The 16,062-nt window shown below is 65.8% G+C and carries 12 protein-coding genes and 1 pseudogene; 9 read left to right on the top strand and 4 right to left on the bottom strand.

The window, feature by feature from the left end; translation table 11 throughout:
• The first annotated feature begins 76 nt into the window (after nt 1-76).
• From KILIM_RS18455 to KILIM_RS23505, 6 genes and pseudogenes are all read left to right on the top strand, one after another.
• Nucleotides 77-1,113 (top strand): annotated as a pseudogene (locus tag KILIM_RS18455) (IS30 family transposase).
• A gap of 587 nt (nt 1,114-1,700) precedes the next feature.
• Nucleotides 1,701-2,267 carry an SMI1/KNR4 family protein gene (locus KILIM_RS18450; RefSeq protein WP_006594259.1) on the top strand — a complete coding sequence of 189 codons (567 nt, stop codon included), beginning with the start codon at nt 1,701-1,703 and terminating at the stop codon, nt 2,265-2,267.
• Nucleotides 2,268-2,312: 45 nt separating this feature from the next.
• Entirely contained in the window at nt 2,313-3,176 is an 864-nt protein-coding gene (locus KILIM_RS18445; RefSeq protein WP_006594258.1) for a DUF1963 domain-containing protein, read from the top strand.
• 56 nt (nt 3,177-3,232) lie between these two features.
• Entirely contained in the window at nt 3,233-3,694 is a 462-nt protein-coding gene (locus KILIM_RS25520) for a Tox-REase-5 domain-containing protein (RefSeq protein ID WP_157551817.1), read from the top strand.
• 8 nt (nt 3,695-3,702) lie between these two features.
• Entirely contained in the window at nt 3,703-4,398 is a 696-nt protein-coding gene (locus KILIM_RS25515) for an Imm52 family immunity protein (protein WP_373280993.1), read from the top strand.
• Nucleotides 4,399-4,404: 6 nt separating this feature from the next.
• Nucleotides 4,405-5,343, top strand: a complete 939-nt coding sequence (locus tag KILIM_RS23505) for a DUF1963 domain-containing protein (protein ID WP_306302366.1) — start codon at nt 4,405-4,407, stop codon at nt 5,341-5,343.
• Nucleotides 5,344-5,381: 38 nt separating this feature from the next.
• On the opposite strand, the gene narI is transcribed toward KILIM_RS23505, so the two are convergent.
• From narI to KILIM_RS18415, 4 genes are read right to left on the bottom strand one after another with little or no spacing between them, the layout of a single operon-like run.
• Nucleotides 5,382-6,113: a respiratory nitrate reductase subunit gamma gene (gene narI, locus KILIM_RS18430; protein ID WP_006594252.1), complete on the bottom strand. Its 732-nt coding sequence runs from the start codon at nt 6,111-6,113 to the stop codon at nt 5,382-5,384.
• 2 nt (nt 6,114-6,115) lie between these two features.
• Nucleotides 6,116-6,904: a nitrate reductase molybdenum cofactor assembly chaperone gene (gene narJ / locus KILIM_RS18425; RefSeq protein ID WP_006594251.1), complete on the bottom strand. Its 789-nt coding sequence runs from the start codon at nt 6,902-6,904 to the stop codon at nt 6,116-6,118.
• Entirely contained in the window at nt 6,901-8,493 is a 1,593-nt protein-coding gene (narH, locus tag KILIM_RS18420) for a nitrate reductase subunit beta (protein WP_006594250.1), read from the bottom strand. The genes narJ and narH overlap by 4 nt, the downstream gene beginning before the upstream one ends.
• Nucleotides 8,493-12,218: a nitrate reductase subunit alpha gene (locus KILIM_RS18415; protein WP_006594249.1), complete on the bottom strand. Its 3,726-nt coding sequence runs from the start codon at nt 12,216-12,218 to the stop codon at nt 8,493-8,495. Before KILIM_RS18415 ends, narH begins: the two co-directional genes overlap by 1 nt.
• A gap of 205 nt (nt 12,219-12,423) precedes the next feature.
• Here KILIM_RS18415 and KILIM_RS18410 point away from each other — a divergent pair, with 205 nt between their 5' ends.
• The 3 genes from KILIM_RS18410 (at nt 12,424) to KILIM_RS18400 (ending at nt 16,050) form a co-directional block, all read left to right on the top strand.
• On the top strand, nt 12,424-13,761 hold the full coding sequence (locus tag KILIM_RS18410; protein WP_006594248.1) for an MFS transporter: 1,338 nt from the start codon (nt 12,424-12,426) through the stop codon (nt 13,759-13,761).
• The gene (locus KILIM_RS18405) at nt 13,758-15,155 is read left to right on the top strand and encodes an MFS transporter (RefSeq protein WP_006594247.1); all 1,398 of its coding nucleotides are present in this window, start codon (nt 13,758-13,760) and stop codon (nt 15,153-15,155) included. Before KILIM_RS18410 ends, KILIM_RS18405 begins: the two co-directional genes overlap by 4 nt.
• A 76-nt stretch (nt 15,156-15,231) precedes the next feature.
• On the top strand, nt 15,232-16,050 hold the full coding sequence (locus tag KILIM_RS18400) for a maleate cis-trans isomerase family protein (protein WP_006594246.1): 819 nt from the start codon (nt 15,232-15,234) through the stop codon (nt 16,048-16,050).
• Nucleotides 16,051-16,062: the final 12 nt, after the last annotated feature.

Below are 16,062 nucleotides of genomic sequence, written 5' to 3'. Positions count from 1 at the left end.
CGGCAGCGTCATACCGTCGAAGCAACGGGCGTGTCGCGTTGGGGCTGCGCGTCGTTGAGCGGTGAGGCTGGGGTGTATGGGTGTGCGGCGGGTGTTGTCGATGGAGGATCGGGTGGAGATCTCTACGGGGCTCAAAGCGGGGGTGGACTCAGGCGCGGATTGCGGCGCATATCGGTCGTGATCGGTCGGTGGTCTCGCGGGAGGTTCGGCGGAATTCGACCCGGACGCAGGGGTATCGCAGTGTGTCTGCGGATTGCGCGGCGCAGCGGCGGCGGAATCGTCCCCAGCCCTTTGAAGATCGCACAGTGTTCTGTGTTGAGGGCTCGGGTGGATGCCGATCTGGCGCGGGGTCGCACTCCGGGCTCGATCGCGGGCCGGTTGCGTGCGGCGGCCGCCGATCCGGGGTTGGAGGCGACAGCGGGGTCCCCGCACGGGCATGGTCTAACGGTGAGCCACGAAGCGATCTACTCCTACATTTACGCGCTGCCCAAGGGGGAGCTGGTCGAGCGCGGGGTTCTGCTCCCGTCGGGAGGGACCCGCCGCCGGCCTCGTAAACGCTCAGGTCAGCGCCAGGGGCCGATCGTGGGGATGGTCAGCATCGACCAACGGCCCGAAGAGGTCGCAGCCCGGGCGGTGCCCGGGCACTGGGAAGGTGACCTCATCATCGGTCGCGCCGGCGCGAGTGCCGCAGCGACCCTGGTCGAGCGCACCACCCGGTTCACCGCGATCCTGGCCCTGCCCCTGGGTCGAGGCAGCGAATCGGTCGTCGACGCCGTCCTGGACCACACCCGCGTGCTGCCCGCGATGTTCGCCAAGTCGTTGACCTGGGACCAGGGTGTCGAGATGGCCCGCCACGCCCACCTGACCAAAACCACAAAGATGCCCGTGTATTTCGCGCATCCGCACTGCCCGTGGGAGCGCGGCACCAACGAGAACACCAACGGCCGCATCCGCCGCTACCTGCCCAACGGCACCGACATCCCGACCCACCAGCCCTACCTGACCGCCATCGCCGAAGAACTCAACGAAGTCCCCCGAAAATGCCTCAACTGGCTCACCCCACGAGAAGCCTACGAACGCCTACTGACCAGCGAAGTTGCTTCCACCCCTTGACACTGCCGCATCACCCGGCCGGAATTCAGGACTTACGATTCAGACGCAAGAGTTCAGGGAATCGGTTTGTATCGTCAGTCGGACTAGCCTACAGATCAGCCAGCCGGAGAGGCAGCATAACATCCCTGAAACACTCTCCACGCCCGCGCCTTAAACGAATGGGGTCATTCTCACAGATTTCCAGAGAAGTGCCTTCATTACCCATCCATCTGGGAGTAGCATGGAAGAGCATGAGCTTGTAATCCTCGACGTCGTGCGAATTAGCAATGGAAAGAGCGACACGAGAAATCTAGACTTTGCATACTATCGTCGATCGTCCGTGTTCCTTGATCCGCATATCCTTCATGTACTCCTCGAGTTTGAGGCCCAAGGTCTTGTCTCGCGCGTCGAGATACACAACGGAACCGGCCCCGGTTGGCAGCTTCTCCCGAAGGGACTGACCGCTCTTAAATCCAGTGGGTGGGTATCTTAGGAGAGCATGTGGCTCGCCAGTGGCCTCGGCGCACTCTCTGGGGTAACTCATTGAGTTGATCGACGGGGCGATCAGGTGGGACCGAAAGACGTCGGAATTTGGGAGCGTGGAGTGAATGGCCGTTGCGGATCACCTTGTCGAAATTTGGGACGGCCTGACCCGACTACGCCAACTTCAGACCACAGACGGACTTCAGCCAGGCCTGAATCGTGAGGCGGTGTCCCGTGGTCTCGGGCGGCATGGCCTCCCCACCGACTCCAGCGTCGAGTCGCTCTATGGATGGCGCAACGGCACCCGCACGGCCGGGCTCACGCTTGGGCAAATGTGGCTCTTTCCCAACTTCTACCTCCTGCCCCTGCAAGACGCCCTTGCGAATCTCGAGACGTTCAGAACCAACCCTCGCTGGCACGACCAATGGCTTCCTCTCTTCGCCGATGGGGGCGGCGACTTCTACCTCGTTGACTTCTCTTCGGGAGGCCGTCCCATTCGCCACTTTCGCCTCGACGAGACCGAGCAACCTATCGAGCACTCCTCCCTGGAGAAGATGCTTGAGACCCTGGCGGCCGCCTTCAGAGAAGGCATCTTCTTTAACGACGACGAGGGGTATTTAGATATGGACTTCGATGCCTTTTCTGCTCTCGCTGCGCGGATAGATCCTGGCATTCTATGGTGGACCGAGTGACTTTCGTGCAATGTGTCAGCGGCAGTCTGGCGGAGAGGTGATCGGATGACGCTCATTGACCGTGGCTCTTGGCAAGACGTGCATGACCTGGCGCAGCGGCTCCTGCCGTCGTCAGTTGCCCAGCGTTGGCTCGATACCGTCCGCCAGGTCGTGCATCTGGTGCCGGCTGGGCCCGGTGAGCCGGTACTCGCCACCCTGGGCGGGTCGCCGCACCTTCCAAGGCACGGTCTTCTCGCTCGCACCAGGTGGCCCACGTGGCGCGGCAGCGGGCCCCTGAGCTTCGTGGGCGAGCTCGACCTCGAGGCACTGGCCGAGTCCGGCCTGCAGACCGGTCTCACGCTCCCGGGCAGCGGCCGCCTACTCATGTTCTTCTTCGACGGGTCCTACGACGACTTCGAATCACTCGTCGAGCCGAGCGACCCGCGCAGCCAGGCAGGCGCACGACTGCTCCACCTGCCCGAACCACGCAGCGCCTGCACACCCCTCGCAGCCCCAAAGCGCGTGCGGGTCGACCCCGAAGTCGCCTTGACCGGAAGGCAGTGCCTCTCACTGCCTGACCCCGACGCCCCCGGTGCAGCAGCCTTGGCCGACAGCGTCGACCTGCAGACCCTCGATGAGCTGTACACAACCCTTGAGACCTGGGCCGTGCGCCCACCCCGACACCAAATCGGCGGATGGCCAAGCGGCATCCAAACGCCGCCCGAGCTCGAGGCCGCCGTCTTCGCCACCGGCTGCCTCGACTGGGACGACCCCACAGTCGTGCAAGACGCCACACAACGCCGACTGCTCATACAGATCGACTCGACCCCGACGTCACCCTGGGGAGACGCCGGCACCCTCTACTGGCTGGCCCCAGGGACCGACGCCAGCAACCCAACATCCGCGACCTTCACCTGGCAGTCAGCATAAGTAGGCTCAGCCACGCGACCTCCCGATGGCGCAGATGACCCTCGCTGGCGAGCGGGGTGCCCCGCGCTAGACCATCGCGACACGCTCCGCGCTTCACCTCGACACCCCGCAGCACGCCAAAGCCCCCGGCCCCACACAAGTCACCGGGCCCGGCCGAGTCCAAAAAGTCACAGAACACATGCCAGACCGCCCCCGCCGCCTACCAAGAACAGATCAGCGGCCTCCCCAAAGGCACCGCCTACGTCGTCAAACGCGTAAAATTCGACGGATACCGCAACGACATCCTCCTCGAAGCCAAAGGACCGGGCTATCAGAACTTCGTCAAGAATGGAACATTTCGCGCCTGGTACAATCGTGCCAGTGATCATGTTAGCCAGGCGAGAAATCAGTTGCAGGTGGCACACGGTACGCCAATCGAGTGGATCGTAGCCGAGGAAGCTGCGATACCCGCCTTCCAGAAGCTGCTCGAACGTGAAGGACTCAGTCGAATTGCTCTCAAGCACGTCCGGATGAAGTAGGGGGGCTAATGAGTGCGACACATGTCGGCGCTTACTGGGGTAGCCGTCGGGAATCGGCACAGGACTGCGCCCATCGACTCCAATGCCTCCTGCAGCGGCTCTCTGTGATAGATCGAGGGTACGAGCAGTGGTTCACTCTTGGCCACTCCAAGGCCACTGCTTCAGAACCCGTCCGAACCGACACCGAACACCTCGCGAATCTCCTCATCAGAGGCCGGGCGAGGCGCGACGTCAATAATCACACTATTGACCCCCTCGGATTTAGAATTGACTTCTGGAATCGTCAGGACGCCGGCATTCGATTCGGAGCAAGCCTTGGAAGTTACTCTGAACACCAAGGAATACTTAACACAGTTGTGATCGGCTTGCCGAAGTACGCAGAAGCTGCTGAGCTATATGAGCAGGTAAATGCAGTGCGAGTGGTTTCTGCCTTGATTGACACGATGGGACCTTCCTGGGTCACGTGGACGACGGACCACTGGCGGCAAGCACAACAGGAACGAAAGCCGGCGGTAGTCCACGCCGTCGGATGGGTCACCTATCTTGGGGAGTCAGTGACAGCGCAGAACTGTCCCGGTCACTCCGACTTGTTCTCCCCCGGGGACTCTCGCGTCGTCCTCGCGGTGCAGGACTATTCAACAGTCACCGACGAGACCATTCTCGACCTACGACGAACACTCATCGAAGCGGGCATGCTGCATTGACGAACGATGGTCCGGTTTGATGCTCTCCGCGGGAACGCGACAACGACAAGAACCTTCCGCACCGAAAGGGGACGACTCATGACACTCATAGACCCTGACAGATGGGCCGACCTGAGTGACCTTGCGCACCGGCACCTGCCCGCGGCAGTCGCGCGAGAATGGCTGGGCAGCGTTCGCCCAGCCGTCCATCTGGTACCAGCCCAACCCGGTGACGCGGTCATCGCCACATTGGGCGGGTCACCGCTGCTTCCCACGCACCCCGCCGCTTGCACCGAATGGCCCCAGTGGCCCGGCCACGGACCCCTGTCATTCGTTGGCGAGGTCGACCTGGAGGCCCTAGCCACCTCCGGGCTAGACACCGGCCTGACCTGGCCCGCAGCAGGGCGACTTCTCATGTTCTTCTTCGATGGCGTCTACGACGACTTCGAGTCCGTCGTAGATCCGGAAGATCCAAGTAGCCAAGCCGGGGCCAGGCTGATCCGTGTGACCGCTCCACCCCACGACTGCGCGCCGACCCCCGGCGCCACCGGAGTGCGCGTCGATCCCGAACTCCGCTTGACCGGGCGGCAGGCCCTCACCCTGCCCGAATCTGACGCCCCCGCAGGCCCCAACCTCTTCGCCGACGACGAAACCGAGGTGGCAGAGGTCGACCGGTTCTACCTGTCCTTGCAACACTTCGAGATCCAGCGACCCAGCCACCAGATCGGTGGATGGCCGATTGCCATTGCAGACGAGACTGAGCACGAGGCCGCCATCTTCGCCGTCGGCGACGACGATGCGACCGACCCCCGCTTTGTGCACGACTCGCTGCAACGCCGCCTCATCCTGCAGATCGACTCCACCCCAACATCGCGCTGGGGAGATGCCGGCACCCTCTACTGGTTGACCCTCGGCCCAGACGCCACCGACCCGACGTCGGCCATCTTCACCTGGCAGTCGCGGTGAGGGCACAGCCTGGCTGTCCGTAGTGAGGCGGCCGAGGCTTACTTGCGGGTGAGTTCGCTGCGCTCCCAGCCGCGACGAGACTCCCGGGCGCCGAGCCGGCCGGAGGTCTTGGAGCGGTAGACGACGTACGGGCGCCACAGATATTGCAGCGGGGCGCTGAAGACGTGCACCAGGCGGGTGAACGGCCAGATGGCGAACAGCAGGCAAGCGAACAGCGTGTGCAGCTGGAAGGTCAGCGGTGCGTCGGCCATGAGGGACGGATCGGGGTGCAGCAGGAAGAACTGCCGCCACCACACGGAGACGCCTTCGCGGTAGTCGTAGTGCCCCAGCACGTTGCCGATGATCGTGTTCGACAAGCCCAGCAGAATGGTGCCGGCGAGGAAGACGTACATGATCTTGTCGTTCACCGTCGTCGCGGCGAATACCGGGCCGGTCGTGCGGCGGCGGTAGATGAGGATGATCATGCCGGCGACCGTGCAGAAACCGGCGATGGCGCCGACCACGACCGCCATCCAGTGGTAGGCCTCCTGGCTGATGCCGATCGCCTCGGTCCACGATTTGGGGATGACGAGCCCGATGACGTGACCGCCGATGACGAACAACAGGCCGAAGTGGAACAGCGGCGAGCCGATCTGCAGCAATCGGCTCTCATACATCTGCGAGCTGCGCGTCGTCCAGCCGAACTTGTCGTACTTGTAGCGCCAGAAGTGCCCGACGACGAACGAGATCAGGCACATATACGGGATGATGACCCACAGCAACACACTCACGGCTATGACCTCACGGACTCGTCAGCGTAGGAACCGGACTGGTAGGCCTCCATGCCGACTTCCTCGTCGGGCGGGCCGTTGGCGATGAGGGCGGCGACGGCGTCACGATCCGAGCCGACCATCGTGGGAAAGGTGCCGGTGAGCGCCTCGACGGCGGCCAGGTACGGCGAGTGCCGATCGGCGAGCGAGATCCGCAGCAACTCGATGCCCGGCCGGTGGTCGAGCAGCAGCACCCGGCCCACCGGAGGGTCGACCGTGGCGGTGAACTCCAGCAGCACACACAGGTGGTCGGGCAGCTCGTCGTCTTCCAGGTCGACGCCGCTGGCCTGGTAGGCCTGCTTGATGTCCAGCAGCGCCATCCCGCGTTTGCGGGTGTCCCCATAGCCGTAGTAGCTCAGGTGCAGGCAGCAGCGGCGACGCAAATCGAACGTCTCGACGTAGGCCCGCTCCAACTCCTCCGCCGGCGTTGCCGCGAGGTGCTCCAGCAGCGGCGACAGGGCAGCGGCGCTGCGGGCCACAGCGCCCCGGCCGCGCGACAACTCCTGCACGACCTCCACGAGCAGCGGCAGCCGCTCACGCAACTGCGGGCCCGGGTAATCGAGCACGAGGGAGAGCACCTGGTACAGCTGCCGGGTCGCCTCGTCGACGCGCACGCCGGCAGTCCGCTCGTGGGCCGGGGCCCGGGCGGGGCCGCGGGAGCCGATGGCGCCGGGCTCGCCGGAGTAGCCGGGGTCGCGCAGCGGCTGGGCGGGCTTGGGGGGTCGCCGCAGGAGGGTCAGCGGGATCCTCATTGCGTGAGCCCTCCCTTTCGTTGCGCCGGTTCGCCCATGCTGTCGGCGGTCTGCCGGCGTTTGGTCTCGGCGAACGTCTGGATGGCCACGGGCACGGGTCCGCCGCGACCGGAGTCCTGGCCGAAGGGGCTGTCTCCCCCGCCGTAGGCGGAGACGGCGCAGTCGGTCGCGAGCTCTTCGAGCCGGTGCGCGTCTTCGACGTGGGCGGTCGGGATGACGTACCGCTCGTCGTATTTGGCGAGGGCGAGCAGCCGGTACATGTCGTAGACGTCCTCCTCCGACATGCCGACGGACTCGACGATCTCCGCCCGCGGGTCGCGCCCGAGGTTGATGTCGCGCATGTAGGAGCGCATCGCCGCAAGCTTCTTGAGCACTGCCTCGACGACCGGCACGTCACCGGCGGTGAACAGCTCCGCCAGGTAGGAGGTGGGGATCCGCAGGGAGTCGATGGCGGCGAAGAGCACTTCGTGCGCCTCGGCGTCACCGGCGCTGGTGCGGGTCACCTGGTCGACGATCGGGCTCAGCGGCGGGATGTACCAGACCATCGGCATCGTCCGGTATTCCGGATGCAGCGGCAGCGCCACCTCATATTTGTTGATGAGGGCCCACACGGGTGAGCGCTGCGCGGCCTCCAGCCAGTCCTCCGGCACCCCGGCGGCGATGGCGGCGCGCTGCACGTCGGGGTCGCTGGGGTCGAGGAAGCAGTCCCGTTGGGCCTGGTACAGGTCGCGATCGTTGGTTTGTGAGGCGGCGGCCAGCACCTTGTCGGCGTCATAGAGCACGAGTCCGATGTACCGCAACCGACCCACACAGGTCTCGGAGCAGACGGTCGGAATACCGACCTCGATCCGCGGGAAACAGAACGTGCACTTCTCGGCTTTGCCGGTGCGGTGGTTGAAGTAGACCTTCTTGTACGGGCAGCCAGTGATGCACTGCCGCCACCCGCGGCACGCATCTTGGTCGACGAGCACGATGCCGTCTTCGGAGCGCTTGTAGATCGCCCCGGACGGACAACTCGCGGCACACGAGGGGTTGAGGCAGTGTTCGCAGATGCGCGGCAGGTAGAACATGAAGGTCTTCTCGAACTCGAGCTTCACGTCTTCGTTGATCTTGCGCAGAATCGGATCTTCCCGCGTCAGAGTCGGGCTACCGCCGAGGTTGTCGTCCCAGTTGGCCGACCACTTGATGTTCATGGGCTTGCCGCTGATCAGCGAGTACGGCCGGGCCACAGGCGTGTGCTCCCCTAGCGGAGCGCTGATGAGCGTGTCGTAGTCGTACGTCCACGGCTCGTAGTAGTCGTCCATGCTGGGCATCACCGGGTTGGCGAAGATCTGCAGCAGCTTCTTGAGCCGCCCCCCGGCGCGCAACGTCAGCTTGCCGTTCTTGACGACCCAGCCGCCCTGCCACCGCTCCTGATCTTCGTACGTCCGCGGATACCCTTGGCCGGGCCGCGTCTCGACGTTGTTCCACCACACATACTCAGTCCCGGTCCGGTTGGTCCAGGCCTGCTTACACGTCACCGAACAGGTGTGACACCCGATGCACTTGTCGAGGTTCATCACCATCGCCATCTGAGCCATAACCCGCATCAGTAGGTCACCTCCTGGCTGCGCCGCCGAATAACGGTGACCTCGTCGCGCTGATTGCCGGTCGGCCCGTAGTAATTGAAGGCCCAGCTGATCTGCGCGTACCCGCCGGCGACATGGGAGGGCTTGAAGAGGATTCGAGTGATCGAGTTGTGGATCCCGCCGCGCTTACCTGAGGCCTCGGCGATAGGTACGTCGACGGTGCGGTCCTGGGCGTGGTGCATGTAGACGAGGCCCTCGGGCATGCGGGATGAGACGATCGCCCGGGAGGCGACGACGCCGTTGCGGTTGACGGCTTCGATCCAGTCGTTGTCGTTGATGCCGAGTTTGGCGGCGTCCTGCACGCTCATCCAGATGGCCTGCCCACCTCGGGCCAGGGACAACATCAACAGGTTGTCTTGGTATTCGGAGTGGATGGACCACTTGTTGTGCGGGGTCAGGTACCGCACGGTGAGCCCGACCCCGTCGGCGCCGGGCTGGCCGATCTCGGGTTCGCCGTACAGCTGGGTCATGTTGAGCGGTGGCCTATAAACAGGCAGCGACTCCCCCATTTCTTGGAGCCAGTCGTGGTCGATGTAGCACTGTTGTCGGCCGGTGAGCGTGTGCCATGGCTTGAGGCGTTCGACGTTGACGACGAAGGGGCTGTAGCGGCGTCCGCCGTGTTCGGAGCCCGACCACTCGGGTGAGGTGATGACCGGCTGGGGGGCGAGCTGGGTGTCTTTGAACGTGATCTGTTTGCCGGCTTCGCCTTCGGAGAGGTCAGTGAAGTGCTTGCCGGTGCGGGCTTCGACCTGTTTCCAGCCCTCGGTGGCGAGGCGACCGTTGGTCGTGCCGGAGAGGTGCAGGATGGCTTCGCACATGTCGCGGTCGCGGGCAAGGGAAGGTTGGCCGGCGCCGGCTCCGCCGCGGACGATGCCGTTGTGTTGGCGCAGTTTCTCGATGTCGGGGGTGGGGTCGAAGACGACACCCTTGGTGGGCATCCCGAGTTTGGCGGCGAGCGGACCGATGGACGACCACTTCTGCGCGACAAGCGTGTAATCACGCTCGATGGGAATCATCTTGGGCATCGTCTTGCCGGGGATGGCCTCGCATTCGCCGCGACGCCAGTCCTTGGCGACGCCGCGTGGATAAGCGAGTTCGTCGGGAGTGTCGTGTTGCAGCGGAGCGATGATCATGTCGGTGCGGGTGCCGAGGTGCACGCGGGCCAGCTCGGAGAACTTCTCGGCGAGGGCGCTAAAGGCGGCATAGTCGGTGCGGGTCTGCCAGGGCGGATTGATGGCGGGGTTGAAGGAGTGCACATAGGGGTGCATGTCGGTGCTGCTGAGGTCGTACTTCTCGTACCAGGTGGCGGCGGGCAGCACGAGGTCGGAGTAGAGGGTGGTGCTGGTCATCCGGAAGTCGAGGGTGAGCAGTAGGTCGAGTTTGCCCTCGGGGAGCTCGTCGTTCCAGAGCACTTCGGAACCGCGGTGGCCTTCAGGCGCGACATCGGCGCGTAGGGAGTGGTCGGTGCCGAGCAGGATCTTGTTGAAGTACTCGTTGCCCTTGGAGCTGGAGCCCAGCAGGTTGGAGCGCCAGACGGTCATGACTTTGGGGCAGTTGCCCTCGCCGTCGGGGTCTTCGGCGACGAACCGGATGTTGCCGTTTTTCAGCTCGCGCAGCACGTATTCCTGCGGGGTGATGCCTTCGGCGGCGGCGGCGTCGCAGTGGTCGAGGATGTTGCCGGAGATCGTCGGGTAGCTCGGCATCCAGCCCATGCGGGCGGAGGAGGCGAGCATGTCGGCGGGTGAGAGTCCGGCGAACAGGCCTTTGCCGGTGGCGGCGGCCATGGAGTCGGCGCTGTGGGAGTCGTACCGCCATTGGCCGGTATGCAGGTAGAAGAAGGCGGCGGAGATGTTCTGCCGGGCGGGCCGCTGCCAGTCGAGGGCGAACGCCATCTGGGAGAAGCCGGTGTGGGGGCGCACCTTCTCCTGGCCGACGTAGTGGGCCCAGCCGCCGCCGTTCTTGCCTTGGCACCCGGTGATGGTCGTCAAGGTGAGGAAGGTGCGGTAAATGGTGTCAGAGTGGAACCAGTGGTTGGTGCCGGCGCCCATGAGAATCATGGCGCGGCCGCCGGAGTCGCGCGCTGTGGCCGCGAATTCACGGGCGATGCGGATGCATTGAGCAGCGGGCACGCTGGTCAGGCTTTGTTGCCATTCGGGGGTACCGACACCGTCGGGGTCGTCGTAGGACTGCGGCCAGTCGCCCGGCATCCCGTCGCGGTGTACCCCGTAGGAGGCGAGCAGCAGGTCGTAGACGGTGCAGACGGGTTTGCCGGCGACCTCGCGGACGGGCACGCCGCGGCGCAGCACGCCGGCTTCGCCGTCGGGGGCGTCGAAGCGGGGGAGGTCGATTTCGACGGCGTAGGTGTCGCCGGCGGCGACGTCGAGCATGCTCATGGCCGGGTCGACGCCCTCGAGGTCGAGGTTCCAGCGGCCCTTGCCTTCTTCGCCGTACCGGTAGCCCATGGAGCCGTTGGGGACGACGGGCCCGCCGTCGGGAGCGAGGACGACGGTCTTGAATTCGGCGTTGAGGGAGTCGGCTTCGGGGTGGGTCCAGTCGTCGTCGCGCAGGTCGGCGGCGACGAGGAATTTGCCGGGGACGAAGGAGTCGCCGCGCCGCTCGAGGGTGACCAGGAACGGCAGGTCGGTGTACGTCTTGCAGTAGTCGACGAACTGCGGCGTGGCGGTGTCGACGAAGAACTCTTTGAGGATGACGTGCCCCATGCCGATGGCCAGCGCGGCGTCGGTGCCGGGGTGGATGGCGACCCATTCGTCGGCGAATTTGGCGTTGTCGGCGAAGTCGGGGCTGACGGTGACGACTTTGGTGCCGCGGTAACGCACTTCGGCCATGAAGTGGGCGTCGGGCGTGCGGGTGACGGGGACGTTGCTGCCCCACATCATGAGGTAGGCGGCGTCCCACCAGTCGGCGGACTCGGGCACGTCGGTCTGGTCGCCGAAGACCTGCGGTGAGGCGGGCGGCAGGTCGGCGTACCAGTCGTAGAAGCTGAGCATGGTGCCGCCGACGAGGCTGTAGAAGCGGGAGCCGGCGGCGTATGAGGCCATCGACATCGCCGGGATGGGGGTGAAGCCAGCGAGCCGGTCGGGCCCGAACTTCTTGACCGTGTAGACGTGGGCGGCGGCGGCGAGTTCGACGGCCTCCTCCCAGGAGGTGCGCACGAGGCCGCCCTTGCCGCGGGCGCGCTTGTACCGGGCGGCCTTCTCGGGGTCTTCGACGATCGAGGCCCACGCCTCGACGGGGTCACCGAAGTGTTCCTTGGCCTCGCGGTACATCTCCAGGAGCACGCCGCGGGCGTAGGGGTAGCGGACGCGGGTGGGGCTGTAGGTGTACCAACTGAAGGCGGCGCCGCGGGGGCAGCCGCGGGGCTCGTACTCCGGGCGGTCGTCGCCGACGGTTGGGTAGTCGGTCTGCTGGGCCTCCCACGTGATGATCCCGTCCTTGACGTAGACCTTCCACGAGCAGGAGCCGGTGCAGTTGACGCCGTGGGTGGAGCGGACGACCTTGTCGTGGCTCCAGCGGTCGCGGTAGAAGCTGTCGGCGCCGCGGCCGCCTTCGCGGGTGATCGTGCGCCCATCGTCGGAGATCTCGCCGCGCCGGGTGAAGAACCGGCCCATCTTCAGGACCGCATCGCCCGATCCGTTGGACCCGGGCTTCTTCGCCGTGGTGCTCACGCGTGTCTCCTTCGGTCTGCGTCGGCTGCGGCCCGCTCTTGGCGGGTGCGCAGCACTGCTGCTCGTGTGGTGCCCGGCTTGGATGAGCCCAAACCCCACTCGATCAGGGCTCTTGTCCAGGCCAGGGGACCATCGTCCCTATATTTGACACTGCCAACGTCGGTTCAATCATAGGTTCGCGACCGCGGCAGGAGGGGACTAACTGATGACACAAGCTGCCACGGCGCAGGCGCCCGGGGCCTACCGCGTGATGTGGATGTCGACCATCGCGTTCACCGTGATGTTCGCGGTGTGGTTGATGTTCGGCATCCTGGGCATCCCGATTCAGCAGGAGTTGGGCCTGTCCGACCCGGAGCTCGCGTGGATCTCGGCGGTCGCGGTGCTCAACGGCTCGCTGTGGCGGCTGCCGGCCGGCATGCTCACCGACCGCATCGGCGGTCGGCGGATGACGATCTTCCTCCTGGCCGTCACCGCCGTTCCGTGCTTCTTCGTCGCGCAGGCACACAGCTACGCAATGCTGCTCGTGCTCGCATTCCTCGTCGGCTTCGCGGGCAACCTGTTCTCGGTCGGCATCGCGTGGAACGCGGCGTGGTTCACCCGCGACCGGCAGGGCTTCGCGCTCGGCCTGTTCGGTGCCGGCAACGTGGGCGCCTCGGTCACCAAGTTCATCGGCCCGGCCCTCATCACCGGCACGGCGGGAGTCACGTACTTCGGCTTCATCGAGGGTGGCTGGCGTCTGGTGCCGGTCATCTACTCGGTGCTGCTGGTGGTGCTGGCCATCGCGACGTTCCTCGTCGTGCCGCGACACGACCGCATGTCGGGGGCGTCGAAGCCGATCGGCGAGATGCTGGCGCCGCTGCGACACCTGCGGGTGTGGCGGTTCAGCCTGTACTACGTGGCGGTCTTCGGTGCCTACGTCGCGCTGTCGGCGTGGATGCCGAAGTACTACGTCGACAACTTCGGAGTCTCGTTGCAGACGGCGGCGCTGCTCACCGCGACGTTCATCTTCCCCGCCTCGCTGCTGCGGCCCTTCGGGGGTTGGCTCTCGGACCGTTTCGGCGCTCGTCGGGTGATGTACCTGACGTTCGGCCTCATGCTCGTGACCAGTGGGGTGCTGATGATGCCCAACGGGCACATCGTCATCAACCACGCGGACGGCAGCGCCACGCAGCACCTGGCCTACGCGATCGGCCTGACGCAAGTGGTGCTGTTGGTCTTCCTCCTGGGGTGTGCGATGGGCATCGGCAAGGCCGCCGTCTACAAGCACATCCCGGAGTACTACCCCGACAACGTCGGCTCCGTCGGCGGCCTCGTCGGCATGCTCGGCGGCCTCGGCGGCTTCTTCCTGCCACCGCTGTTCGCCTACACCAAGGTCTGGTCGGGCTTTCCGACGAGCACGTTCTTCGTCATCTTCATCCTCACCGCCGTGTGCTTCGTGTGGATGCACGTCACGATCCTGCGGCTGCACGAGAAGCACGCCCCGGAGATCGCCCGCGACATCGACGACTCCACTCCCGCCGTCTCCGAGAGGGTCCCCTCATGAATGCGTCACCCCGCGCCCAGTCCGACGGTGAGTGGCTGACCAGTTGGGATCCGGAGGACGAGCAGTCCTGGGATTCCGCTCTGGCCTGGCGCACGCTGTGGATCACGACGTTCTGCCTCACCCTGGGGTTCGTCGCGTGGTTCTTGCCCAGCGCGATCATCCCCAAGTTGAACTCGCTCGGTTACACGTTCTCCCAGAGCCAGCTGTACTGGATGGCGGCGATGCCTGGCCTGGCCGCGGGGCTCATGCGGCTGATCTGGATGGTGCTGCCGCCGATGCTGGGCACCCGCAAGATGGTGTCGCTGTCGACGCTGCTGCTGCTGGCCTCGACCCTCGGCTGGGGTGTGCGCGTGCAGGAGCCGTCGGCCCCCTACTGGGAGCTCATGACGCTGGCCTTCCTGGCCGGCATCGGCGGCGGCGTGTTCAGCGGGTTCATGCCGAGCACCTCCTACTTCTTCCCCAAGCGACTGCAGGGCACGGCGCTGGGACTGCAGGCCGGCCTGGGTAACCTCGGCGTTTCGCTCGTGCAGCTGCTGACGCCGTATCTCATCGGCATGAGCTTCCTGGCGGTCGTCGGCGGCAGCCAGGTGATGACGACCGCGGGCCAGCCCGACCGGCAGGTCTACTACCAGAACGCGGCGTTCATCTGGATGCCGCTCATGGTGATCGGCTCGGTGATGGCGTGGACGATGCTCAAGTCGGTGCCGATCAAGGCCAACATCAAGCAGCAGTTCGACATCTTCGGCAATGTCGACACCTGGTACATGACGCTGCTTTACATCATGACGTTCGGCACCTTCGCCGGCCTCTCCGCGCAGTTTGGCCTGCTGATGAGCAACCTGTACGGCGCGGGCAATCCCGACATCGTGCAGGGCGCCGGCGCGACCGCGACCGTGCTCGTCGCCGGCTACGACCTGCCCGACCCGGTGCGCTTCGTCTTCCTCGGACCGCTCATCGGCGCCATCGCCCGGTTCGCATTCTCGCCGCTGACCGACCGCATGGGCGGCGCGGTCTGGACCCTCATCTCCGGCATCGGCCTGGTCGCCGCCATCGCCTACACGATCCCCGGCCTGACCCCCGACACCAGCTCGGCGGAGGCCCTGCAGGGCGGCTTCAACCAGTTCCTCTGGGGCATGCTCGCGATCTTCCTGTTCAGCGGCATCGGCAACGCCTCGACCTTCAAGCAGATGCCGATGATCTTCGAGAAGCGCCAGGCCGGCGGCGTCATCGGCTGGACAGCCGCCATCGCCGCCTTCGGCCCGTTCTTCTTCGGCGTCGGGGTCACCACGTTTGGCGCGGTGGTTTTCTACAGCATCGGCATCGCCTGGGCGCTCATGTGCATCGCCATCACCTGGCTGCGCTACGCCCGCCCGGGCGCCCCCAAGCCCGGCTGACCGGATCTGACGTGGCGCGCGGAGTCCTCGTCGGCGCAGTTCGACACGGGGCGCAAGGGGCTGGGATCGTGGCGGCATGACCACGTCCACCTTCGCCTCCGATCCGCGCACCGGCTCCCTGCCGGTGGCCGCTACCGGCTCGATGCCGGTCGCCGCTACCGGCTCGATGCCGGTGGTGGCCGATGGGGTGACGACGGTGGCGATGCTGTGCCCCGGGCAGCGCTCGCGCACGGACTTCGCCTGGCTGGAGGAGCAGCTGGGCGTCCGACTGCCGATCGAGCCCACCCGGCCGGCGCCGGCCGACTACAACATCGAGGAGCTGTTGCGGCTCGGCTCGAAGGAGCAGTTGGCCCCGATCGCCAGGCTCGCGGCGCGCCGGCACGCGGCCAACGCCGTGATGTGGGCGTGCTCGTCGGGTTCGTTCGTGCAGGGCACCGCGGGAGTCCGCCGACAGGCGCGCTGCATCGGCGAGGCGGCTGGTGCGCCCAGTTCGTCGACGTCGATCGCCTTTCTCGAGGCGCTGCGTACCCTGCGGATCAACAAGGTCGCGGTCGCGAGCACCTACCCGCCCGCGGTCACGGGACACTTCGTGCACCTGCTGTGCGACGAGGGATTCAAGGTCGCCTCGTGCGCCAGCCACCGCCTGCCGCCCGACGCGCACACCGAAGGAGTCGACCCCGAGGACATCCGCGACCTGGTCGGCGACCGGTTCTGCCGCGACGTCGAGGCCGTGCTCGTGCCCGACACCGCGCTGCCGGCCGCACCCCTGGTCGACGAACTCGAGCGATCCCTCGACAAGATCGTGCTGACCGCCGCGCAGGTCACCGCCTGGTACGGACTGCGCCTGGCCGGTTGGTACGGACGCGCGCCCGGCCTGGGCCGACTGTTTCTCTAGCCGGCCCTGGCG

The sequence above is a fragment of the Kineosphaera limosa NBRC 100340 genome, from assembly GCF_000298215.1.
Classification (GTDB): domain Bacteria; phylum Actinomycetota; class Actinomycetes; order Actinomycetales; family Dermatophilaceae; genus Kineosphaera; species Kineosphaera limosa.
The sequence above is the reverse complement of the archived record's forward strand: the minus strand, read 5'-3'. Positions and strand labels throughout refer to the sequence as shown.